This window comes from Candidatus Binatia bacterium (genome assembly GCA_035631035.1).
Classification (GTDB): Bacteria; Eisenbacteria; RBG-16-71-46; order SZUA-252; family SZUA-252; genus DASQJL01.
In genome coordinates this window covers 94700-115057 of record DASQJL010000062.1, presented here as the reverse complement: position 1 = coordinate 115057, position 20358 = coordinate 94700, and the positions used below count along the sequence as shown (strand labels likewise).

At 68.9% G+C, this 20358-nt stretch carries 20 protein-coding genes; 11 read left to right on the top strand and 9 right to left on the bottom strand.

The window, feature by feature from the left end:
* Positions 1-5 precede the first annotated feature (5 nt).
* Entirely contained in the window at positions 6-1829 is a 1824-nt protein-coding gene (gene typA, locus VE326_06855) for a translational GTPase TypA (protein ID HYJ32925.1), read from the bottom strand.
* 79 nt (positions 1830-1908) lie between these two features.
* Here typA and VE326_06850 point away from each other — a divergent pair, with 79 nt between their 5' ends.
* From VE326_06850 to VE326_06830, 5 genes are all read left to right on the top strand, one after another.
* Positions 1909-2376, top strand: a complete 468-nt coding sequence (locus tag VE326_06850) for a DinB family protein (GenBank protein ID HYJ32924.1) — start codon at positions 1909-1911, stop codon at positions 2374-2376.
* Between the two features lie 81 nt (positions 2377-2457).
* The gene (gene maeA / locus VE326_06845; protein ID HYJ32923.1) at positions 2458-4176 is read left to right on the top strand and encodes an oxaloacetate-decarboxylating malate dehydrogenase; all 1719 of its coding nucleotides are present in this window, start codon (positions 2458-2460) and stop codon (positions 4174-4176) included.
* A gap of 10 nt (positions 4177-4186) precedes the next feature.
* Positions 4187-5548, top strand: coding sequence for a cytochrome ubiquinol oxidase subunit I (locus tag VE326_06840; protein ID HYJ32922.1), 1362 nt, complete (start codon positions 4187-4189; stop codon positions 5546-5548).
* 1 nt (position 5549) lies between these two features.
* Positions 5550-6626 (top strand): cytochrome d ubiquinol oxidase subunit II, encoded by a 1077-nt coding sequence (gene cydB, locus VE326_06835; GenBank protein ID HYJ32921.1) that lies wholly within the window; start codon positions 5550-5552, stop codon positions 6624-6626.
* Positions 6623-7396: a glucose 1-dehydrogenase gene (locus tag VE326_06830; GenBank protein HYJ32920.1), complete on the top strand. Its 774-nt coding sequence runs from the start codon at positions 6623-6625 to the stop codon at positions 7394-7396. Before cydB ends, VE326_06830 begins: the two co-directional genes overlap by 4 nt.
* Before the next feature lies 1 nt (position 7397).
* Here VE326_06830 and VE326_06825 read toward each other — a convergent pair whose 3' ends face one another.
* Genes VE326_06825 through VE326_06815 form a run of 3 tightly spaced genes read right to left on the bottom strand, consistent with a single transcriptional unit; the run spans position 7398 to position 9670 of the window.
* Complete coding sequence (locus tag VE326_06825) at positions 7398-8390, bottom strand: hypothetical protein (protein HYJ32919.1); 993 nt, start codon at positions 8388-8390, stop codon at positions 7398-7400.
* An 11-nt stretch (positions 8391-8401) separates the two neighbouring features.
* On the bottom strand, positions 8402-9088 hold the full coding sequence (locus VE326_06820) for a zf-HC2 domain-containing protein (GenBank protein ID HYJ32918.1): 687 nt from the start codon (positions 9086-9088) through the stop codon (positions 8402-8404).
* 27 nt (positions 9089-9115) lie between these two features.
* A complete protein-coding gene (locus VE326_06815; GenBank protein HYJ32917.1) occupies positions 9116-9670 on the bottom strand; it encodes an RNA polymerase sigma factor in 555 nt (184 codons plus the stop codon).
* Positions 9671-9910: 240 nt separating this feature from the next.
* On the opposite strand from VE326_06815, the gene VE326_06810 reads away from it, so the two are divergent.
* On the top strand, positions 9911-10135 hold the full coding sequence (locus VE326_06810) for a DUF2905 domain-containing protein (protein ID HYJ32916.1): 225 nt from the start codon (positions 9911-9913) through the stop codon (positions 10133-10135).
* 72 nt (positions 10136-10207) lie between these two features.
* Here the strand turns inward: VE326_06810 and VE326_06805 are convergent, their stop codons facing one another.
* Positions 10208-11008, bottom strand: coding sequence for a TIGR00266 family protein (locus VE326_06805; protein HYJ32915.1), 801 nt, complete (start codon positions 11006-11008; stop codon positions 10208-10210).
* Between the two features lie 130 nt (positions 11009-11138).
* On the opposite strand from VE326_06805, the gene VE326_06800 reads away from it, so the two are divergent.
* The 3 genes from VE326_06800 to VE326_06790 all read left to right on the top strand — a co-directional run bounded on the left by VE326_06800 (position 11139) and on the right by VE326_06790 (position 14857).
* Entirely contained in the window at positions 11139-12560 is a 1422-nt protein-coding gene (locus VE326_06800; GenBank protein HYJ32914.1) for a pitrilysin family protein, read from the top strand.
* Entirely contained in the window at positions 12557-14032 is a 1476-nt protein-coding gene (locus VE326_06795; protein HYJ32913.1) for a pitrilysin family protein, read from the top strand. Before VE326_06800 ends, VE326_06795 begins: the two co-directional genes overlap by 4 nt.
* 99 nt (positions 14033-14131) lie before the next feature.
* Complete coding sequence (locus VE326_06790) at positions 14132-14857, top strand: hypothetical protein (GenBank protein ID HYJ32912.1); 726 nt, start codon at positions 14132-14134, stop codon at positions 14855-14857.
* Between the two features lie 117 nt (positions 14858-14974).
* On the opposite strand, the gene VE326_06785 is transcribed toward VE326_06790, so the two are convergent.
* The 4 genes from VE326_06785 to ettA form a co-directional block, all read right to left on the bottom strand.
* A complete protein-coding gene (locus VE326_06785; protein ID HYJ32911.1) occupies positions 14975-15160 on the bottom strand; it encodes a hypothetical protein in 186 nt (61 codons plus the stop codon).
* Between the two features lie 7 nt (positions 15161-15167).
* The gene (locus VE326_06780) at positions 15168-16040 is read right to left on the bottom strand and encodes an SPFH domain-containing protein (protein HYJ32910.1); all 873 of its coding nucleotides are present in this window, start codon (positions 16038-16040) and stop codon (positions 15168-15170) included.
* A 272-nt stretch (positions 16041-16312) separates the two neighbouring features.
* Positions 16313-17053 carry a hypothetical protein gene (locus VE326_06775; GenBank protein HYJ32909.1) on the bottom strand — a complete coding sequence of 247 codons (741 nt, stop codon included), beginning with the start codon at positions 17051-17053 and terminating at the stop codon, positions 16313-16315.
* A complete protein-coding gene (gene ettA, locus VE326_06770) occupies positions 17053-18732 on the bottom strand; it encodes an energy-dependent translational throttle protein EttA (GenBank protein HYJ32908.1) in 1680 nt (559 codons plus the stop codon). The genes VE326_06775 and ettA overlap by 1 nt, the downstream gene beginning before the upstream one ends.
* Before the next feature lie 90 nt (positions 18733-18822).
* On the opposite strand from ettA, the gene VE326_06765 reads away from it, so the two are divergent.
* Positions 18823-19059, top strand: coding sequence for a CDGSH iron-sulfur domain-containing protein (locus VE326_06765; protein HYJ32907.1), 237 nt, complete (start codon positions 18823-18825; stop codon positions 19057-19059).
* A gap of 9 nt (positions 19060-19068) precedes the next feature.
* The gene (locus VE326_06760; protein HYJ32906.1) at positions 19069-20244 is read left to right on the top strand and encodes a hypothetical protein; all 1176 of its coding nucleotides are present in this window, start codon (positions 19069-19071) and stop codon (positions 20242-20244) included.
* Positions 20245-20358: the final 114 nt, after the last annotated feature.

Here is a 20358-nt window from a genome sequence, read left to right as displayed (position 1 = left end):
GAAGGCTACTCCGAGGCGGCAGCCTTCCGCTTGTGGTGGTCCAGGTAGCGCTTCCGCACCCGGATCGAGGCCGGCGTCACCTCCACCAGCTCGTCGTCGTTGATCCACTCGATCGCCTGCTCGATGTTCAGGTCGCGCGGCGGCGTCAGCTTGATTCCCTGCTCGGACGTCGAGGCCCTCATGTTCGTCAGGTGCTTCCGCTTGCACGCCTGCACGACCAGGTCGCCGTCCTTCACCTGCTCGCCCACGACCTGCCCGGCGTAGACCGGGTCGGTCGGCTTGACGAAGAAGATGCCGCGGTCGCCCAGCTGATCGAGCGCGTACGCGGTCACGTCGCCGGCTTCCTTGGCGACCATCGCGCCGCGCTTGCGATTGGGGAGCGGGCCGCGATGCGGGCCGTACTTGTCGAAGAGGTGGTTGAGCAGTCCCGTTCCCTTGGTCAGCGTGAGGAACTCGGTGCGGAACCCCAGGAGTCCCCGCGAGGGAATGGTGAACTCCATGCGGGTGCGGTCGCCGTGCCGCCCCAGGTGCTGCATCTCGCCGCGGCGCTCGCCCAGCGCCGAGATCACGGCGCCGGTGAACTCCTCGGCGCAGTCGATGATCAGCTCCTCGTAGGGCTCCAGCGTCTCGCCCTTCTCGCCGGTCCGGAAGATCACCTGGGGGCGGCCCAGGGCGAACTCGTAGCCCTCGCGCCGCATCGTCTCGGCCAGGATCGCGAGCGAGAGCTCGCCGCGCCCGAGCACCAGGAAGGAATCGGGATCGCCGGAGCGCTCCATGCGGAGGCCGACGTTCCGCTCCAGCTCGCGCTCCAGCCGCTCCAGGAGGTGGCGGCTGGTCAGGTACTTCCCCGAACGGCCGGAGAAGGGGGAGTCGTTGACGCAGAACTCCATGGAGAGCGTCGGCTCGTCCACGCGGATTGCCGCGAGCGGCGCCAGGTCCTCGGGGTCGACGATCGTCTGCCCGATCTCGATCGTGGGGAAGCCGGAGAGGACGACGATGTCGCCCGCGTGCGCCTCGGCCACCTCCACCCGCTCGATCCCCTGGAAGAGGTAGATCTTTCCCACCCTGCCGCGCTGCGCCACCGATCCGTCCGGGCGAACCTCGGCCAGCTCCATGGCGCGCGTGATGGCGCCGGAATGGATCCGCCCGATGGCGAGGCGGCCGAAGTAGTCGGAATAGTCGATGTTGGCGACGATCATCTTGAAGGGGGACTCGGCGATGATGGGCGCCGGGACGTGCTGCATGATGGCGTCCAGCAGCGGCCGGAGATCCCCCGCCGAGGCGTCGGGAGCGGCGGAGGCGAAGCCCATCCGGCCGGAGCCGTAGAGCACCGGGAAGTCCAGGTGCTCGTCCCGGGTCGCGAGCGAGAGGAAGAGGTCGTGGATCTCCTCCTCCACCTCCAGCGTGCGCGCGTCCGCTCGGTCGATCTTGTTGATGAGCACGATCGGGCGCTTCCCGGACTCCAGCGCCTTCTTCAGGACGAACCGGGTCTGGGGAAGGGGCCCTTCCGAAGCGTCGACCAGGAGGAGCACCCCCTCCACCATCGTGAGGATCCGCTCCACCTCCGAGCCGAAATCGCGATGCCCGGGGGTGTCCACGATGTTGATGACCGTGTCGTGGTACCGGATCGCCGTGTTCTTGGCCAGGATCGTGATCCCGCGCTCGCGCTCGAGGTCGCCGGAGTCCATGACGCACTCCTCGACGTGCTGCCCCACGCGGAACGTCCCCGACTGCTTCAAGAGGGCGTCCACCAGGGTGGTCTTCCCGTGGTCCACGTGGGCCACGATGGCAATGGCGCGGCGGTCCGCGCGGCGTTCGATGGCGAGCATTGGGCGGAAGAGAATACCAGATTCGGGTATCCTCGGGCCGCAGGAATGCGCCGGAGCCACGCGACCAGGAGAACCGACGATGACGCCCGCCGATCTCATCCGCATGTATTCCATCAACCACGGCGCCCTGCACCAAAATCTCGAGGGGCTCACCCACGAGGACTCCCTGGTGCAGCCGGAGGCCGGCAACTGCCTGAACTGGGTGCTGGCGCACATCGTCTCGTCCCGTAACGGGCTCTTCAAGGTGATGGGGAGCGCGCCCTACTGGCCGGAGGAGCTCCAGACGCGCTATGCGCGCGGGAGCGCGCCGGTGGCCGCGGCGGCCGACGCGAGGCCCTTCGAGGACCTGGTCCGGGACTTCGACGCCACCCAGGAGCGGCTCCTGGCCGAGCTTGGGGAGATGGCCGAGGCGAAACTTCACGAACCCGCCCTCCGCGACATGACGGTGGGGGAGTGGCTCACGTTCCTCCATTTCCACGAGGCGTATCACATCGGCCAGACCGGGCTGCTCCGCCGCCTGGCCGGCAAGGAGGGCGCGATCCGGTAGCCGCAGGCGGGCGTGCACCCGGTACCAGAGTACCGGGGCAGCGCCGTAGCCCGGGGAAGGCAGGGGCCGTATACTGCGTCCGTGCCCGGATACCGCGAACGCACCGATGCCGACACGGGATCGGTGTACTGGGAAGTGGAGAAGCGCGGGGAGGAGCTGCTCGAAGATCCCTTTCTGAACAAGGGCACCTCCTTCACCGCCGAGGAGCGGCGCGAGCTGGGCCTGGACGGGCTTCTTCCCCCGGGGATCGCCACCGAAGAGGAGCAGCGCGCCCGCGTCTACGAGAACTTCCGCAGAAGTCCCGACGAGGTGCAGCGCTACCTCTTCCTCGCCGGGCTCCAGGACCGGAACGAGACCCTCTTCTACCGGCTCCTCCTCGACCACATCGAGGAGATGATGCCGATCGTCTACACGCCCACGGTCGGAAAGGTCTGCGAGCTCTACAGCCACCTCTACCGGAGGCCGCGCGGCATCTACGTGAGCACGCGCGACCGCGGCCGGGTGCGCGAGGTGCTCCGCGCCGCGGCCGCCGGCGACGTGCGCGTGATCGTGGCCACCGACAACGAGGCGATCCTGGGCCTGGGCGACCTGGGCGCGGGAGGGATGCCGATCGCGGTCGGGAAGTCGGTGCTCTACTGCGCGGCCGCGGGGTTCCATCCGCGGCACGTCCTGCCGGTCAGCCTGGACGTCGGCACCAGCAACGAATCGCTGCTCGAAGACCCCCTCTACCTGGGCGTCCGCCACGAGCGGCTCCGCGGCGAGGCGTACGTGTCGCTCCTCGACGAGTTCGTCGACGCGGTGCGCGCCGAGTTTCCGCGCGCCCTGGTCCAGTGGGAGGACTTCGCGAACCGGAACGCGTTCCAGGTGCTGCACCGCTATCAGAGGAAGCTCCCGTCGTTCGACGACGACGTGCAGGGAACGGGAGCGGTCATCGTCGCGGGCATCCGGTCGGGATTGAAGCGCGCGGGGCGCTGCCTGGCCGACGAGCGGGTGGTCTTCTACGGGGCCGGCGCCTCGGGCGCGGGGTGCGCCCTCGCGGTGCGCGCGGCGATGGCCGCGGACGGCGTGCCCGAGTCCGAGCTCGGACGCCGCGTCCTCTGCCTCGACTCGCGCGGGCTGATCCTGGCCGACCGGCCGGGGCTGGAAGGGGAGAAGCGCGCCATTGCCGCCGACCCCGCCGTCGCGGTCGAATGGCCGGCCTTCGAGGGTAAGATCGGCCTCGACGAGGTGGTCCGGCGCTTCCGTCCGGGCACCCTCGTCGGAGCCTCCGGACAGCCCGGCGCCTTCACCGAGCCGATCGTGCACGCGATGGTCTCCGCCTGTCCGCGGCCGATCATCCTTCCGATCTCCAACCCGACCAGCAAGTCGGAAGCGGCTCCCGCCGACATCATCTCCTGGACGAACGGCGCGGCGATCGTGGGAACGGGAAGCCCCTTCCCCGCGGTGTCCTGGAAGGGCGCCGCCTATCAGGTCGGCCAGGGGAACAACGCCTTCATCTTCCCGGGCGTGGGCCTGGGCGCGGTGGCGGTCGAGGCGCGCTGGCTGCCCGACGCGGCGTTCGCGGCCGCGAGCGAGGCGCTGGCGGCCGCGGCCCCGGCGTCGCCGGGGCCGATCTACCCGAAGCTGGTCCATCTCCGCGCCGTGTCCCACGGCGTGGCCGTGGCGGTGGCGCGCGCGCTGGTGCGCGAGGAGGCCGCGCCCCCGCTCTGCGACGCGGAGATCGAGCGTCGCATCCGGAGTCTCGTCTGGGAGCCGCGCTACGTGCCCTACCGCGCGGCCCGTCCGGTGCCCGCCGCTTGAGGAAAGGCTGATGGACGAAGCGCTCGCCGTCCACCGGCTCCACTTCGCCTTCACGATCACGTTCCACTACCTGTTCCCGCAGCTCACGATGGGCCTGGCCCTTCTCATCGTGATCCTGAAGACGCTGTACGTCCGCGGCGGCGACGCCCGCTACAACGACGCCGCGCGGTTCTGGGCCCGCATCTTCGCCATCAACTTCGCCGTCGGCGTCGTGACGGGAATCCCGATGGAATTCCAGTTCGGCACGAACTGGGCGGAGTTCTCGAAGAACGCCGGCGGCGTCATCGGCCAGTCGCTCGCGATGGAAGGGGTGTTCTCCTTCTTCCTCGAGTCCTCGTTCCTCGGCCTCTTCCTGTTCGGCGAAAAGCGCCTGGGGCGGATGGGTCACTGGCTCGCGGCGTTCCTCGTCTTCCTCGGCTCCTGGCTCTCCGGCTTCTTCATCATCGCGACCGACGCCTGGATGCAGCACCCGGTCGGGCACGAGGTGCTCCCCGGCGGCGCGGTGGCCCTGAAGAGCTTCTGGGCCTTCCTGCTCAATCCCTGGGGACTCTGGCAGTACTGGCACAACATGAACGGGGCGGTGCTGACGGCTTGCTTCGTCATGGCGGGGGTGGGCGCCTACTACGTGCTGACGAGCCGCCACGAGGAGCAGGGGCGGCTCTTCCTCCGCGTGGCGGTGCTGGTCGGCGCGATCGCCTCGATCATCCAGCTCTTCCCGACGGGGGACATGCAGGGTCAGATGGTCGCGCGGCACCAGCCGGTGACCCTCGCGGCCATGGAAGGGCTCTTCAACACCGAGAAGGGGGCGCCGCTCGCCATCATCGGCCAGCCCGACCTGGAGCGGCAGACGCTGGACAATCCGATCCTCATCCCGCGCCTTCTGAGCTTCCTCACCTACAAGCGCTGGATGCACGAGATCCGCGGACTGAACGACTTCCCGCGCGAGGACTGGCCCGACAACATCCCGCTCCTCTACTTCTCGTACCGGATCATGGTCGGGCTCGGCACCTTCTTCATCGCCATCTTCTGCGGAGCCGCGTTCCTCTGGGCGCGCGGCGCGCTCTACCGGAGCCGCTGGATGCTCTGGATCCTCATGCTCGCGGTCCCGTTCCCGTACATCGCGAACACCGCCGGCTGGATCACCGCCGAGGTGGGGCGCCAGCCCTGGCTGGCCTACGGCCTCTACCGCACCGCCGAGGGCTACTCGCGGAACGTCTCGTCGGGGAACGGCCTCTTCACGCTGATCGGATTCATGGGGATGTACACGGTGCTCGCCATCCTCTTCCTCTTCCTCGTGCGCCGGGAGGTCGATCACGGCCCTTCGGCGGGGCCCCTGCGGACCCAGGTGCCGCCGGCGCCCCGGATCGCCTGACATGACGACCTTCTGGTTCTGGCTCGTGGCGGCGATGATCGTGGGCTACGTGGTCCTGGACGGATTCGATCTGGGCGCCGGCGCGGTCCACTTCCTGGTGGCGAAGACGCCGGCCGAGCGCCGCGCCGTGCTGAGCACGATCGGGCCGGTCTGGGACGGGAACGAGGTCTGGCTCCTGGCCGCCGGGGGAACCCTCTACTTCGCCTTCCCGCTGCTCTACGCCACGGCATTCTCCGGCTTCTACCTGCCGCTCATGATCGTCCTCTGGCTGCTGATCCTGCGCGGCCTGTCGATCGAGTTCCGAAACCACATCGAGAGCCCGGCCTGGACGCCGCTCTGGGACGCGCTGTTCGCCTTGTCGAGCATCCTCCTCGCGGTGGTCTTCGGCGCCGCGCTCGGGAACGTCGTCCGCGGGGTGCCGATCGACGGTTCCGGCCGGTTCTTCGAGCCGCTCTGGACCGATTTCCGCCCCGGGCCGGTCGCGGGCATCCTGGACTGGTACACGGTGGCGGTCGGAGTCGCCTCCCTCGCGGCGCTCACGATGCACGGCGCCCTGTGGGTCGCGCTCAAGACCCACGACCCGATCGCCGCGCGGGCGCGCCGCGTCGCGTCGCGCGTCTGGTGGGGCGTGCTGCTCCTGACCGGGCTGATCACCCTGTTCACCATGCGCCTCCAGCCCCAGGTGCCCGGGAATCTCGCGCGATGGCCGGCCGGGATGCTCTTCCCGCTGCTCGCGCTGTTCGGATTGATCGGCGTGCCCTGGTTCCTGGCGCGCCGGAGCGACGGCGGCGCGTTCCTGGCCTCGGTCGCCTATCTCGCCGGCATGCTCACGAGCGTGGTCTTCGGGCTCTACCCCTACGTCCTCCCCGCGAGCACCGGGATGGAGCGGGCGCTCACGATCCACAATGCTTCGGCGGGCGAGACCGGCCTTCGCATCGGGGTCGTCTGGTGGACGATCGGCATGATCCTGGCCCTCGTCTACCATGTCTTCATCTACCGCCATTTCGCCGGGCGGGTCGCGGTCGGTGCGCCCGACGGTCACGGCGACTACGGATCCGCCGGGGGAGAGACCCCGTGAGCGGTAGGCTGGAGGGGCGCGTCATCCTGGTCACGGGCGGCGCGCGCGGCATCGGCGGCGCCGCCTGCACGCTCGCGGCGCGCGAGGGGGCGGCCGTGGTGGTCGCCGATATCCTGGACGCCGAAGGGGAGGCCCTCGCGGCCGGAATCCGCTCGCGGGGAGGCCGCGCGCTCTACGCGCGGCTCGACGTCTCGCGCGAGGAGGCCTGGGTCGAGGCGATGGAGCGCGCCGCGCGCGAGCTGGGCGGCCTGCACGCCCTGGTGAACAATGCGGCGATCGCGCGGGATGGGGACCTGGAGCAGGAGACGCTCGAGGGATGGAACCGGGTGCTGGCCGTGAACCTCACCGGATCCTGGCTCGGAATGAAGGCGGCGATTCCGCTCCTCCGCCGGGCCGGCGGCGGCGCGATCGTCAACGTCTCCTCGATCTATGGGGCGATCGGCGGCAACGGCGCCGCGGCCGCCTATCACGCCACCAAGGGCGCGCTCCGCATCATGACCAAGAACGCGGCGATCCGCTATGCCAGGGAGGGGATCCGCGTGAACTCGCTCCACCCCGGGTTCATCGACACGCCGATGATCGCGCCCTTCATGAAGGACGCGGCCGGGCAGAAGAGCGGCATGGCGCAGTGGATCGAGACGATGACGCCGATGGGGAGGGTGGGAACCCCGGAGGAGGTGGCCGAGGTGATCGTCTTTCTCGCGAGCCCGGCGGCGTCCTACATGACGGGCTCGGAAGTCTACGTGGACGGGGGCTGGACCGCCGCCTGATCTATTCGCCGTCCCCGCCGCCCAGCTCTTCCTCGCGCGTTTCGTGGATCTCGTGCCGCTTCTTCGAGCGCTCGAACACCTTCTTCACCCCGCGCCGCGCCTGCTCGATCCTGGACTGGAGATCCTCGGTCCGCTCCCGCTGCTCGACGATGCGCCCCACGATCGCATCCATCCGCTGCACCCGCGCCGAAGCCGCCTCGGCGGCGCGGTAGAGCTGGATCGTTCCCTGGAAGGATTCGAGATCCACGCGCGCGGAGCAGTTGCCCACGCAGAACTGGAACCGTTTCGGGTTGTGGGTGCCGCTCAGGGTGACCGGGAAGTTCGACTCGAAGTCGCCGGCGAACGTGGAGACCGCGATGGCGGCGTTGGCCGCGCGCGGCACCGTGACCGCGACGTCGCCGTTGTGACTGGCGAACCGGTAGACGCCGGCGTCGCCCATCGAGCCCTCGTAGACGACGTCGCCGTTCACGGTGGAGACGTCCACGCTGTCCGACTGCGCGCGCCAGACGTAGGCGTCGCCGTTCACCGTCTCGGCCCGGATCGTGCCGGCCGCATCGCTGACGCAGATGTCGTCGTTCACCGTGTTCAGGTCGATGCGGCGCCGGCCGCCACGCACGATGACGTCCCCGTGCACCGTCTCGACCTTCACCTGCCCCCGCGTGCCGTTCACGATCACGTCGGTGTGGATGCCGGAGATCGACACGTTCATCCAGAGCGGGACCTGGAGCCGGAGGTTGGCCTCGCGATCCTCCTCGTGCTTGGAGGCGGCCTTCACCATCATGACCCCTCGGCCGGAGAGGACCGTCACGCGGTCCTCGTCCGAGTGCTCGGAGCGGATCCGGACGGCGTTCCGATCCCACCCCTCGACGAAGACCTCGCCCGCGTAGTTGGCCACGTTCAGCGAGAAGCCGGGCGGCACGGCGAGCACGGTGTCCGCGCCCGGAGCGAGCGAGAAGGAGGCGAGACCGGCGGCGACGGCGAGCGCAGGGAGCATGGGGGGTTCCTTCAGCGTGTCGCGCTGGCGAGCATGGTCGCGCGGTGGAGCAGCTCCACCTTGCGGCGCATCGTCTCGTCCAGGTGCGCGCGGACGTAGGTGTTATGCGGATCGGCATCCAGGGCGCGTCGCGCCTCGCGGATCGCGATCTCGATGACCATCAGACTCTCTTCCATGGTGCGCACGGTGGCGGGATCGAGATCGTCCCGCCCGCTCGCGAGCGCCGCGCGCAGCTCCTCGACCGCGGTCGCGCTCGCGCCGGGATGGCTGGAAGCCGGCTCGGCGGCGGCGTTCCGCGAGGCCGAGCCCGGAATCAGCTCGCCCGTCTCATGCGGGGCGCTTCGCTGGGAGAACCATACGGCGGTTCCCGAGAGCACGGCGGCGACGAGGCACGCGGCCAAGAGCTGCGGCACGGAGAAGAAGCGGCGGTGATCGGAGGCAGCGCCGCCGCCGCCGATCGGGACGGCGCGGGGTCGCGGCTCGCGGATCCGCGCAACGATCCCGGGCCACAGATCGGGCGCCGGTGCTGTGGCCTCGTCGGCGAGGGCGCCCGCCCGGGCGACGACCCGTTTCAGATCCGAGAGTGTGGAGGCGCACTCCTCGCACTCCCGAAGGTGCCGTTCCAGCTCGGCGCGCTCGGCTCCCTCGAGGTCCTGGTCGACGTAGTCGGAAAGCCGGTCGGTGTAGCGATCGCTCATCGTGGTGCTCCGTTCCTCTCCGTAGGCTCAGCGGTCCAGATATTGCCGCAAGATCATCCGGGCGCGGTGAAGCTGCGCCTTGGTGGTTCCCGAGGTCACGCCCATCAGCTCAGCGATCTCCTCGTGCTTGAATCCTTCGACGTCGTGCAGGACGAAGACCATCCGCGCTCCCGCGGGAAGCTTCTCCACGGCGCGCTCGAAATCCATCCCGAGGTCCGCGGTGTGCGGGCGCGCCGGGGCGGCCTCGATCGCGTCCTCGTCATCCTTGATGCGGCCGCGCTCGATGCGGAGCGCGTTCCGGCGGTGCAGGATCACGCTCACCGCCACGCGATGGAGCCAGGTCCCGAACTGCGCCTCGCCGCGGAAGGTGCCGATCTTCTCCCACGCCCGCACGAAGACGTCCTGCGTCACCTCGTGGGCGTGCTCGCCGCCCATCATGCGCCGCACCAGACCCAGGATGCGCGAGACGTGCGTACGATAGAGCCGCTCGAACGCGCGGGTGTCCCCGCTCTGTGCTCGAGCGACATCGACCCCCTCGCCTGCCGTCGGCAATGTCTGGAACAACGTTGTCGGCGCCGTCACCCCGGTCTCCACAAGCGCTTCGTGCAATGACTTGGACGGGAACGGGGGGGCATTGGTTGGAATGTCGGGAGGCATTGGGGAAAGTGTAGAGGGGCCCTTCCTGGGGGCCCTAGCGGAATCACCGTCCGCCTGCCGTTTTGGCAGTGGAGCGATGGGAATTAACATTAAAGTTAATTCGCGCCGGGGCAAGCGGAGCCCGGACGGCCACCGGTTCCGACCCGCTCCTGTTACCCTCTGTGCATGGCCGACTTGGGCGGGATGGGCCGCGTCCTCATCGTTCTCGGAGTGGTGCTGGTGCTGGTGGGCTTGGGGCTTTCGCTGGGGCCCAGGATCCCCTGGCTGGGCCGCCTGCCCGGGGATTTCTCGTTCGGGGGGGCGAACTGGAGGGTCTACGTCCCTCTGGGCACGTCCATCTTGATCAGCGTTCTGCTCACCCTGGTCCTGTGGCTCATCGGCAGGAAATGACCGGCCGGAGCACAGGTACCCGAAAGGAAAAGCCCCGGGGCGCAACGCCCCGGGGCTCGAACGCCGAAACCGTTACCGCCCGTCCCCGTCCAGCAGGTTCCCCAGACCGCCCAGGATCGAGCCCTCTTCCTTTCTCCGGCCGCCCGTCTGCGGCGCGGCCGCGTAGATCCGGCTGGCCAGCCGGCTGAACGGGAGCGACTGGAGCCAGACACGCCCCGGGCCGGTCAGCGTGGCGAAGAAGAGCCCCTCGCCGCCGAAGAGCGCGCTCTTCAGCTTGCCCACGAACTGGATGTCGTATTGCACGGTGGGCTGGACGGCGACGAGGCAGCCGGTGTCCACCCGCAGCGTCTGGCCGGCCGCCAGGTCGTGCTCTTCCATCGTCCCACCCGCATTGATGAACACCCAGCCGTCGCCCTGTAGCCGCTCCATGATGAAGCCCTCGCCGCCGAAGAGGCCGACGCCGAAGCGGCGCTGGAACGCGATGCCGATACTCACGCCCTTCGCGGCCGCGAGGAAGGAGTCCTTCTGGGCGATGATCTCGCCGCCGAGCTGGGCCAGGTTCATGGCCTGGATCTTCCCGGGATAGGGCGCGGCGAACGCGCACCAGCGCTTCTCGCGCGACTCGTTGTGGAAGACCGTCATGAAGAGCGACTCGCCGGTGAGGAGCCGCTTGCCGGCGCCCATCAAGGCGCCCATGAATCCCTGGTTCTGCTGCGAGCCGTCCCCGAAGACGGTGTCCATCTGGATTCCGTCTTCCAGGTACATCATGGCGCCCGCCTCGGCGACGACGGCTTCGCCGGGATCGAGCTGGATGCGGACGAACTGCATGTCGTCGCCTTTGATCTCGTAATCCACTTCGTGCATGGTCGGCATCGGCGCGCCCCCCGGAACGATGGAAACCCTCTCTGGCGAATCCGCCTCACAAGGATACGCCAGGTTGCTAGACTCGGAAACGGTACGTCCGGCGCGCGGGCGGGGTTTCGAGGACTCGGGAGGTGACGTGATGAGAGCCAGTTGCAGCACCCGCCTCGCGGCAGCGCTGGGCCTGACGCTTCTCCTCGCCGCGGCGCCCGCATTCGCTCAGCCGCGCGACCGCGAGCCGGCCCGGTCGGGCTCGGCGCCCCATGGCGTGCCTCCCGAGATCGCGACCAAGGTGCTCGCCAACGGCCTCCAGATCATCGTCTGGCCCGACCACGACATCTCGAACGTGGCGCTCTACAACTTCGTCCACGTCGGGAGCCGGAACGAGCGCCCCGGGATCACCGGCCTCTCCCACTTCTTCGAGCACATGATGTTCAACGGCTCCGCGCACCATCCTCCCGGCGACTTCGACCGGGTCATGGAGGAGAACGGCGGATCGAACAACGCCTACACCACAAACGACGCGACGGTCTACCAGGACTGGTTCCCGCACTCGGCGCTGGAGCTGATCTTCCAGCTCGAGGCGGACCGGATCTGCTGCCTCTCGTTCGACTCGACCGCGGTGGAGAGCGAGCGCCAGGTGGTCTATTCCGAGCGGCGCACGTCGGTGGAGGACGACAACGCCTCCCTCCTCGACGAGCAGGTGATGGCGACGGCGTTCGTCGCCCATCCCTATCAGATCCCCGTCATCGGATGGCCCAGCGACATCGAGCACTGGACCCTGAACGACCTCAAGACCTACTTCCGCACCTACTACGCTCCCAACAACGAGACAATGGTGATCGCGGGGGACGTCACCCCCGCCGAGGTGTTCGCTCTGGCCGAGCGCTACCTGGGACCGATCCCCCCGCAGCCGCAGCCCGCGCGCGTGGGGCCGGCCGAGCCGGTGCAGCTCGGCGAGCGGCGGGTCGAAGTGCGGAAGACGGGGCAGGTGCCGATCCTCGAGGTGTCCTACCACGTCGGCACGCCGCGCGATCCGGGCGCCGAGGCGCTCGATCTCCTCCACATGATCCTCACCAGCGGCGAATCCTCGCGCCTCTACCGCCGTCTCGTGGACCAGGAGCGCATCGCGGTCGGCGTCTCCTCGAGCGTGATGGAGGGTTTCGATCCGGGGCTCATCACGTTCCAGGTGACCGTGTCTCCGGGGAGGAGCGCGGGTGACGCGGAGCGGATCCTCTACGAAGAGCTGGATCGGCTGGCGCGCGAGGGTCCCACGGAGGTCGAGCTGACCAAGGCCAAGAACATCCAGCTCGCCGCCTACTGGGAAACCCTCGAGACGATCAACGGGAAAGCGAGCGCGCTCGGCGACAATCAGGTCTTCCACGGCGACTGGAGGAAGCTCTTCTCCAGCCCCTCGCGCTACGCCGCCGTGAGGGCGCGCGACGTCCAGGCAATGGCCAAGCGGACCTTCGTCGAAACCAATCGCACGGTCGGCGTGCTCGTCCCCGAGGAAGCGCGCAGCGCGGGCGATGGCGCGCCGGCGCGCGCGGGAGCGGCGCGATGACCGCGCGGGCGCTTGTCGTCGTGTGCGCGGGAGTCTTCCTTTCGGGCGCGCTCGCGAACGGTGTTGCCCGGGCCAGAACCGTGCCGCCACCGCAGGTGTCGACCGCCTCGAAGGTCTCGCTGCCTCCCGCGCGCACGGTGACCCTTCCCAACGGCGCGCGGCTCATCCTGGCCGAGCGGCACGACGTGCCGCTGATCTCCTTCGGGGGAACCATTCGCGGCGCGGGTGACATCACCGATCCCCCGGGGAAGGAGGGGCTCGCGTCGCTCACCGCGGACCTGCTGCGGAAGGGGGCGGGGAAGCGATCGGCGCGGGAGATCGCGGCGGTCGTGGACGGCGCGGGCGCCGATCTCTCGACCGACGCGGGCGTGGAGACGGCGACGATCTCCGGGAAGTTCATGGCGCGCGACCAGGCGCTGATGATCGAGCTGATCCGCTCGCTCCTCCGCGAGCCGGCGTTTCCCGATTCCGAGTTCACGAAGCTGAAGGAGCAGACGATCGAAGGGCTCAAGGCGCAGAAGGACGACCTCTACTCCATGCTCGGGCTGTACGCCGCGGCCTACTTCTACGGCGCCCATCCCTATGGCCGCCCGGTCACCGGGGATGAGGGGACGGTCGCGACCATCACGCGCGACGACGTGCTCGCCTGCTACCGCCATAACTACGGCGGTGACCGCCTGATCCTGGCGATGGTGGGCGACTTCGACGCACGAGCCATGGAGGCGAAGCTGCGGAACGCGCTCGGCGACTGGCCGGCCGCGGCCTCGCCCGCGCCGGCCGTGCCGCCGACGTCGCGACGCACCGGAAGGCGAATCCTCCTCGTAAACCGTCCGGATGCCACGCAGAGCTATTTCTGGATCGGGAACCTCGGCGTCTCGCGCACCGATCCCGACCGCGTCACGATCGACGTCGTGAACACCGCCTTCGGAGGCCGCTTCACCTCCATGCTGAACACGGCCCTTCGGATCAAGTCGGGGCTCACCTACGGCGCGGTCGCGCGCATCCCGCGGCCGACGCAGCCGGGCGCGGTGGCCCTGGTCAGCTACACCAAGACCGAGACGACGCAGAAGGCGATCGATCTCGCGCTTGCGACCCTCGCCGGACTGAGAACCTCGGGACTCGACGAGCGGGCGCTCCGCTCGGCCACACGGTACATCGAAGGGCAGTATCCGACGGCGTTCGAGACCAACGGTCAGATCGCGGGGACGCTCGCCGACCTGGCGTACCACGACCTGCCGCTCACCGAGGTCACGGAGTATCCCTCGCGCGTGGAATCCGTGCGCGATCCCGCGGCCTTGATGCCGGTCATCCAGCGGGTCTATCCTCCCGCGTCCGATCTGACGTTCGTCGTGGTGGGGAAGGCGGACGTACTCCGCCCCATGCTGAAGAAGTACGGCCCCATCGTCGAGACCACCATGGACGAGCCTCTTCTCACTGGCGTGCGCCGGGCGGACCATTCCAAGGCACGCTAGTTGCCCTGCACCCGGATCGACCGGCGGGCTCGAGGCAAGGCCCCGCCGAACCCGTTGTGCGGCAATCGCGAAGTCACTGATCGAGAGAGGAGAACCACGATGAGGACCACCACACTGTGGCGCCGCGGAATCACCGTGGCCGGCGCCGCGCTCCTGCTCGTCGCGGCCGGAACCGCCGCGGCGCAGGGGTACGACACGAGAACCGACCGCCGCGAAGACCGGCAGGATCGGCGCGAGGTCCGGCAGGACGATCGCGAGATGCGTCAGGACCTGCGCGACCTGCGCGCCGATCAGATGGACGTGCGGCGCCTGGCGCGGCTGATCGCTCAGCTCGATCGCGCGCAGTCGGACCGCGACTGGAGGGAGGAGCGCCGGCTCCGGAACCGCATTCACGCACTGCTTCGTCAGGAGACCGCCGAAGCGCGCCGCGACCTGGCCCGCGACCGGATGGAAGAGCGGCGCAGCGAGAACGAAGCGCGCCGCGACGTGCGCGACGACGTGCGCGATCTGCGGGACGATCGACGCGACCTGAGGGATGACCGTCGCGACACGGCCGAGAGCCGCCGCCGTCTCGCGCGCCTGACCGCGATGATGGACCGTCTTCGCCAGATTCAGCCGGGGGTGCGGCGCGGTGATCGAGGCGCGCTTCGGGAGGAGGATCGCATTTTCGGCGACTTCCTGCGGCTGGCCCGCCAGGACGCCCGCGCGAATCGCTGGGAGCTGATGGAGGATCGCGGCGAGCGGCGCGAGGACCGCGGCGACCGGCGCCAGGACCGGGACGACCGGGGCGATGATCGGGGCTACGACTGGGAGCGCACTCACTAGACCGGGAGCGTGTTCCCTCGATCGGGAGCGCGCCTCGAGCGGGGCCGCAACCGGGAGATGACAAAGACGCCGGGAGGCCAGCCGCGCCGCCCGGCGTCGTTCGTTTCCGTCCTTTCCTCAGCCCTCCCGCTTCGGAGTGCGTTTCGTCGCGGGGCGCCGGCCCCGGCCCTCCGAGTCCACCGCGCGCGCGAGCAGGTACTCGATCTGGCCGTTCACGCTGCGCAGCTCGTCGGCCGCCCATTTCTCGAGCGCCTCCCACAGCGCGGGGTCGATCCGCAGCAGAAAGGCCTTCCGCTCCGCCATCCCGCTCCTATTGGTGCAGCGTGCCGGCGTTCAGCACGGGCGTGGCCGCCCGCTCGCCGCACAGCACCACGAGGAGATTCGAAACCATCGCGGCCTTCCGCTCCTCGTCGAGGTCGATGACGTTGTTCGCGGCCAGCCGCGCGAGCGCCATCTCGACCATGCCGACGGCGCCGTCCACGATACGCTGGCGCGCGGCGATAATCGCGGCCGCCTGCTGACGCTGGAGCATCGCGCCGGCGATCTCCGGCGCGTACGCGAGGTGGCTGAGACGCGCCTCGATCACCTCGACGCCCGCGGTCTGCAGGCGCTGCTGGAGCTCGGAGCGCAGGAATTCGGAGACCTTGTCGATGCTCCCGCGCAGCGAAATGGAGTCCGGCGCCTCCGCGTCGTAGGGATACTCCGTCGCGAGATGCCGCACCGCGGTCTCGCTCTGCACCGCCACGAACGCTTCGAAGTCCTCGACGTCGAACGTCGCCATGGCCGAGTCCCGCACGCGCCAGACCACGACCGCCGCGATCTCGACCGGGTTTCCCATGGCGTCGTTCACCTTGATCGTCTGCCCGTTCAGGCTGCGCACGCGAAGCGAGATCCGCTTCTTCGTGTTGAACGGGTTGGTCCACCACCACCCGCTCTGCCGCACCGTGCCGACGTACGTGCCGAAGAGGATCAGCACCACCGCCTGGTTCGGCTGCACGGTGAAGAGCCCGGCGGCGGAGAGCGCCGCCAGGACGAGGAGCGGCAGCCCCACGCCGACGATGAAGAGCGGGCGCTGCTCGCCGATCCCGTGCACGATCGTCATGATCCCCACCGCGAGCAGGAAGAGGGAGACGATCAGGCCCACGGCGCCGCTGAGCGCCGAGGTGGGACGTTCGGTGGTCATGGTTCTACGGCCTCCTTTCGCTGCAACCAAAGCAAGCCGCGCAACCGCGCGCGGCAGGTGATATAAATATGATATCACTATGATACCGCGCTGTCAACGGCTGGGGATCCGCTTGTCTCGCGGTGAGTTACCCACGGTCCGTTGATGGCTGTCGTCAGAATCACATGCTTCAAAGCATGTGAAATCCTTGACGCTGTCGTTGAACTGAGGCATGGGAAATCGTTGAGCGATCTCGTCTGCTTCGTGCGGGGGCGGTGCGGACTTGCCTTGTTCTACTTCGTCCTCAGACTGTCGAGGCTTCCGGGACAGTTGGTCTCGACGGCGTAGTCCGCGTGATAGGCGCGGGTCCAGCGCCGGGTGCCGGTGAGCGCGCTCCCGGACCACACCGTGGGATTCAGGAAGTCGCCGCTGCCGCAGCTCTGGAAGATCTCCATCGTGCCGTCGTGGTCGAGATCGGCCTCCGCCCGGCCCGAAGCCCGGCGGAACGAGCTGCGTGGCGCTCGCACCGCGTAGCCGAAGATGCAGCAGTCCAGGGCGCCCGCGGGCGTGGCCAGCCGATAGAAGCGATCCCCGGGTTCCGGGACGGCTTTGCCATACAACTCTCGCGGAATGTTGGACAGCGGCTCCTTCACCGCGGCACCGATGATGGCGACGTAGGTGTCCGGGTCGGGATTGGGTTCGTCGGAGATCAGCGTCAGGGAATCGCCAGCCGCGAGCGTCGAATCGGCGATCATCAGCCAGAGACTGTCCTTGCGTTCGCCTTCGACCAGGCCGATGTCACGAACGAAGTCGAAGGAGCGAGGCGAAGTGATCGCGCGCAGTCCGGGGTTCTGAGCCGCACGGACCACACTTGGGGGCAGCTTCGTGGCCCGGCGGGTTGGCGCCGGCAGGCCGCCCGCCCACGCGGCTCCCGTGACGAGGAGGAGCGCAGCAGTCGTCAGCCGCGCGACCGTCCGTCCGGCTTGCGCCAGCCGTGCGACCGCGCGTCCGGCTTGCGCCGGGCGCGCGCGCATCACTCCCGCACCAGCTTCTTGTACTTGAGCCGGTGCGGCTGGTCGGCGGCGGCGCCGAGGCGCATGTGGCGGTTGGCCTCGTAGTCCTGGAAATTTCCCTCGAACCAGACGACGTCGCCGTCGTCTTCGAACGCGATCATGTGGGTCGCGATGCGGTCGAGGAACCAGCGATCGTGGCTGATCACGACGACGCATCCGGCGAAATCGAGGATGGCGTTCTCCAGGGCGCGCAGGGTGTCCACGTCGAGGTCGTTGGTCGGCTCGTCCAGCAGGAGCAGGTTTCCGCCCGAGCGCAGGAGCTTCGCCAGGTGCACCCGGTTCCGCTCGCCGCCGGAAAGGTTCTTCACCGGCTTCTGCTGGTCGGCGCCCTTGAAGCCGAACGCGGCGACGTAGGCGCGCGAGGGCATCGTGCGGGGGCCGACGTCCAGGAGATCCTCGCCGCCCGAGATCTCCTCCCAGACGTTCCGCGATCCTTCCAGCGCCTCGCGCGACTGGTCGACGTAAGCGATCTTGACGGTATCGCCCAGGCGGAGCGCGCCGCCATCCGGCTTCTCGCTTCCCGCGATCATCCGGAAGAGGGTCGTCTTGCCGGCCCCGTTGGGGCCGATCACGCCGATGATGCCGCCGGGAGGAAGCGTGAAGGAGAGGCCGTCGATCAGCGCGCGGTCGCCGTAGCCCTTCACGAGATCGCGCGCCTCCACGACCAGGCCCCCCAGCCTGGGTCCGGGCGGGATCGTGATCTCGGTGATCTCGCTCCGCTTCTCGGTCTCCTGGGCGAGCAGCTCTTCATAAGCGGTGACGCGCGCCTTGCTCTTCGCCTGGCGCGCGCGGGGCGACATCCGGATCCACTCCAGCTCGCGCTCCAGCGTGCGCTGCCGAGCGCTCTCGATCTTCTCCTCCAGCGCGAGCCGTTCCTTCTTCTGGCCGAGCCAGGAGGAATAGTTGCCCTCCCAGGGAATCCCGCGCCCCCGGTCCAGCTCGAGGATCCAGCCGGCGACGTTGTCCAGGAAGTAGCGGTCGTGGGTGACCGCCACGACGGTGCCCGGGAACTCCTTGAGATAGCGCTCCAGCCAGGCCACCGACTCGGCGTCGAGGTGGTTCGTGGGCTCGTCCAGGAGCAGCATGTCGGGTTCCGACAACAGCAGGCGGCAGAGCGCCACGCGGCGCCGCTCGCCACCCGAGAGGGTCGCGACCGGGGTGTCGCCGGCGGGCACGCGGAGCGCGTCCATCGCGATCTCGACCGTGCGGTCCAGCTCCCAGGCGTTGCGCGCCTCGATGGCCGCCATCACGCGGCCGTGCTCTTCCATGACCGCTTCCATCGCGTCGGGCGACAGCTCCTCGCCCAGCTTCAGATTCAGCTCGTTGAAGCGGTCCAGGAGTCCCTTCGTCTCGGCCACGCCCTCGAGAACGTTTCCGAGCACGTCCTTGGAAGGATCGAGGTCCGGCTCCTGGGGAAGGAACCCGATACGGATCCCCTTCGCCGCGCGCGCCTCTCCGAGGTAGTCGGGATCCACCCCCGCCATGATGCGGAGGAGCGAGCTCTTTCCGGCGCCGTTCTGCCCCAGCACGCCGATCTTCGCCCCCGGGTAGAACGACAGCGATATGTCCTTGAGCACCTCGCGGTTCGGCGGGTGCACCTTTCCGACCTTGTGCATGGTGAAGATGAACTGGGGAGCCATGCGGGAAGTATATACTGGTCCCAGGTTGGCGGCCAACGGGCGCCCCGATGCCAAGCCCGCCGCCATCACGACGACCTCAGGGAGGAGCGCATGCCCGCCAAGGTGACGATTCGCAACAACGGCCCGGTTCGCATCGAGGGAGAGTTCACGGTCGTCGACCAGGATGGGCGCCCGTTCGATCTGGCCGGCCGGACCGTGATCACCCTCTGCCGTTGCGGCCAATCGTCGAACAAGCCCTTTTGCGACGGAACCCACAACCGGTGCGGGTTCGAATCGGCGGTGGAGGCCCGCGCATTGCCGCCTCCAGCGCCGAAACCCGCTTCATAGGAAAATCGAATGGCGACTCGAGCCAACAACCGTTCCCTGTCGGTCCGGACGTTCCGGGCCGAGGATCTGCAGCAGCTCCTGTCCGTTCAGGACCGGCCCTGCGTCTCGATCCATCTCGCGACGCATCGCCGCTATCCCGAGTGGACGCAGGACCCGATCCAATTCAAGACCCTGCTGGCCAAGGCGGAAACCGAGCTCGCGGCCGGATCCGCGAAGGAACACGCCACGCTCCTCGATCCCATGCGACGCCTCCTCGACGATTCCGAAGTCTGGGAGCACGCGCTCGACGGCCTCGCCGTCTACGCGGCGCCCTCCTATGTGGCCGCGTTCCGCGTCCCGATGCCGCTCCCCGAAACGGTCGTCGTCGCCGACACGTTCCACACCAAGCCGCTCTTCCGGTTTCTGCGATCGAATTCGCGCTACTACGTGCTCGCCATCAGCCAGAACGCGGTCACCCTCTACCACGGCAGCTCCTTCGGCGCCGAGCCGGTCGAGCTGCAGGCGCTCCCCGCCGACCTGAGCGCCGCGCTCGGGGCGAGCGAGCTGGACGAGCACCAGCGCGGCGTCGTCGTGCACGGCGGCGGGTTCGGGGGACGCGCCTACCACGGCCGCGGTCCCGGCAAGGAGGACCAGAAGGAGACCCTGCTCAAGTTCTTCCGTGCCGTGGACAAGGGCCTCCACGAGTACCTGCGTCAGGAGCGGACGCCCCTGATCCTGGCGGCGGTGAAGTACTACCGGCCGATCTACAAGGAGGCGAACACCTATCCGCACCTGCTCGAGGAGGGTCTGGAGGGGAACTTCGATCGCACGAACGGCGAGACGATCCACGCCGCGGCGTGGCCGATCGTGACCCGCGAGCGGGAGCGCCGCGTGGCCGAGTGGGTGGACCGGTACCGTTCGCTCGCGCCGAAGGGACTGGCGCTGGACGGCGTCGAGCCGGTGGCGGCCGCCGTCGTCCAGGGGCGCGTGCGCTCGGTCCTCGCCGCGGAGAACGGGGACACCTGGGGCCGCCTCGACCGGGAAACCGGGGAGGTCACGCTGCTCCAGGGTCCGAACGGCCATGCCAATGCCGACCTGCTGGACGACGTCTGCGAAGAGGCCTGGAAGCGCGGCGCCGAAATCTACGTGCTGCCCCAAACCGAGCTTCCGACGGACCGGCCGATCGCCGCGGTCCTTCGCTTCTAGCCCTGTCCGCCCTGCCGCGCCGCAAAATCGCGGTGCGGCAGGGCTCTTTCCGGCTTGAAATCCGCCGTAACTTCTGTATAATCAGCCCCTTGTAAGCCCCCTACGCTCGGATCT

Coding starts and splice junctions, on each gene's coding strand:
- VE326_06785 (HYJ32911.1), bottom strand. CDS start 15,160: ATGGCGGAGCGGAAGGCCTTTCTGCTGCGGATCGACCCCGCGCTGTGG.
- VE326_06800 (HYJ32914.1), top strand. CDS start 11,139: ATGAGAGCCAGTTGCAGCACCCGCCTCGCGGCAGCGCTGGGCCTGACG.
- VE326_06825 (HYJ32919.1), bottom strand. CDS start 8,390: ATGCTCCCTGCGCTCGCCGTCGCCGCCGGTCTCGCCTCCTTCTCGCTC.
- VE326_06780 (HYJ32910.1), bottom strand. CDS start 16,040: ATGACCACCGAACGTCCCACCTCGGCGCTCAGCGGCGCCGTGGGCCTG.
- VE326_06765 (HYJ32907.1), top strand. CDS start 18,823: ATGCCCGCCAAGGTGACGATTCGCAACAACGGCCCGGTTCGCATCGAG.
- typA (HYJ32925.1), bottom strand. CDS start 1,829: ATGCTCGCCATCGAACGCCGCGCGGACCGCCGCGCCATTGCCATCGTG.
- VE326_06805 (HYJ32915.1), bottom strand. CDS start 11,008: ATGCCGACCATGCACGAAGTGGATTACGAGATCAAAGGCGACGACATG.
- VE326_06775 (HYJ32909.1), bottom strand. CDS start 17,053: ATGCGCGCGCGCCCGGCGCAAGCCGGACGCGCGGTCGCACGGCTGGCG.
- VE326_06790 (HYJ32912.1), top strand. CDS start 14,132: ATGAGGACCACCACACTGTGGCGCCGCGGAATCACCGTGGCCGGCGCC.
- VE326_06850 (HYJ32924.1), top strand. CDS start 1,909: ATGACGCCCGCCGATCTCATCCGCATGTATTCCATCAACCACGGCGCC.
- cydB (HYJ32921.1), top strand. CDS start 5,550: ATGACGACCTTCTGGTTCTGGCTCGTGGCGGCGATGATCGTGGGCTAC.
- VE326_06760 (HYJ32906.1), top strand. CDS start 19,069: ATGGCGACTCGAGCCAACAACCGTTCCCTGTCGGTCCGGACGTTCCGG.
- VE326_06795 (HYJ32913.1), top strand. CDS start 12,557: ATGACCGCGCGGGCGCTTGTCGTCGTGTGCGCGGGAGTCTTCCTTTCG.
- VE326_06840 (HYJ32922.1), top strand. CDS start 4,187: ATGGACGAAGCGCTCGCCGTCCACCGGCTCCACTTCGCCTTCACGATC.
- ettA (HYJ32908.1), bottom strand. CDS start 18,732: ATGGCTCCCCAGTTCATCTTCACCATGCACAAGGTCGGAAAGGTGCAC.
- VE326_06820 (HYJ32918.1), bottom strand. CDS start 9,088: ATGAGCGATCGCTACACCGACCGGCTTTCCGACTACGTCGACCAGGAC.
- VE326_06810 (HYJ32916.1), top strand. CDS start 9,911: ATGGCCGACTTGGGCGGGATGGGCCGCGTCCTCATCGTTCTCGGAGTG.